This is a genomic window from Cloacibacterium normanense (genome assembly GCF_002943105.1).
Classification (GTDB): Bacteria; Bacteroidota; Bacteroidia; order Flavobacteriales; family Weeksellaceae; genus Cloacibacterium.
On the sequence record NZ_PTPZ01000018.1, the window covers coordinates 1 to 1,422 of the forward strand.

1 protein-coding gene is annotated in these 1,422 nt (G+C 37.6%); it reads right to left on the reverse strand.

The features are described from left to right. Nucleotides 1–948: putative Ig domain-containing protein (locus C3729_RS13150; RefSeq protein ID WP_185117749.1), on the reverse strand; the 948-nt coding region annotated here is incomplete at its 3' end. Nucleotides 949–1,422 lie beyond the last annotated feature (474 nt).

The following is a 1,422-nucleotide window of genomic DNA, read 5'->3' on the forward strand; positions in this document are numbered from 1 at the left end:
AACATCATCACTTCCTACTACTCCATTTAATACTGGTGTACCTGTAAGCGTTGCTGCTGTTGTTCCATCAAATGTTTTATTTTCTGCAGATAAACCTTTTATTGTTAAAGACTTTTTATTAATCGTAAGAACTTGATCTACGCTTGTTGCTGCATTATGATTATCATCTCCTGATTGTGATGCCGTAATCGTTATACTTCCTGTTCCTACTATAGTTACAGTACTACCTGAAACTGTAGCTACATTGGTATCTGAACTGCTGTATGTTAAGCCTAATCCTGAGCTTGATGTTCCCGTTAAAGCAAAGGAAGAATCTCCATAAGTCTTAGCTGATAATGAACCAAAGGTTATTGTTTGGTCTGCTTTTGCTATAGTTAATACTAATGTCTTCGTTCCTGTTCCTGTAGGGTTTGTTGCTCCTATCGTTACATCAAAATTACCTGCCACTGTTGGGGTTCCTGATATTACACCTGTAGTGGCATTGATAGATAATCCTGTTGGAAGGCCTGTTGCACTATAACTGCTCGGTGTATTAGATGCAGTAATATTGTAATTAAATGATGTTCCTACTTTTCCTGATGCTGTTAATGAACTCGTAATTACGGGTGCAGGAATAGATTCTGTATAACCTGAAATTGCTAATCCATTTGTACCAGAAGTTGGTGAAGAAAAGCCCCATCCTCCTGTATTTGTTTGACCTGACGCATAGTATCTTATCGTAACTGTTTTATCTGAAGGTACATTTTGTAATGCAGATACAGCAGATAAGTCAAAGCTTATAGACAACGATGTTGTTGTAAGAGGAGAACCAATTAATGTAAAATTTGTTCCATCTAAACTGTACGCAAACTGCGAGGTAACTCCAGGAGTAGCATAAAATGAACTCGTACCAATTAAATTTGCATCTATCTTAGTTAATGTTAATTTTTTACCTGAAACGGATTGCATTTTCACTTCAAAATAATCCGTATTTGAAGTTGATATGCCATTATTTTGAAAACCAGTAGTTCTAAATGAATTACTACCTGTGCTTGAAGCAGCACCAGTACCTCTTGTTAAACTACTTTGAGAGGAAGAATTATTTAAATTTGAATTATAAGTTGTTGCAGCAAATGTTGCTGGTGAACTCTGTCCAAAAAAATCCCAACCAGCCAAAACTGTTGACCCCTGTGTAACCGTTAAAGTTTGAGTAACCTGTGGTGCTGCATTATAATTTTCATTACCTGCTTGGTTGGCTGTAATGGTAGTGGTACCCACTCCTACTATCGTTACAGTATTCCCACTAATAGTAGCTACTGCTGGGTTTGAACTGGCATAAGTAATCGCTAATCCTGAACTTGCATTCTGGGTTAAAGTATATGGTGCATCTGCGGTTGTTTTAGTCGCTGTGCTCGCCAAAGTTATCGTTTGGTTGCCCTTACC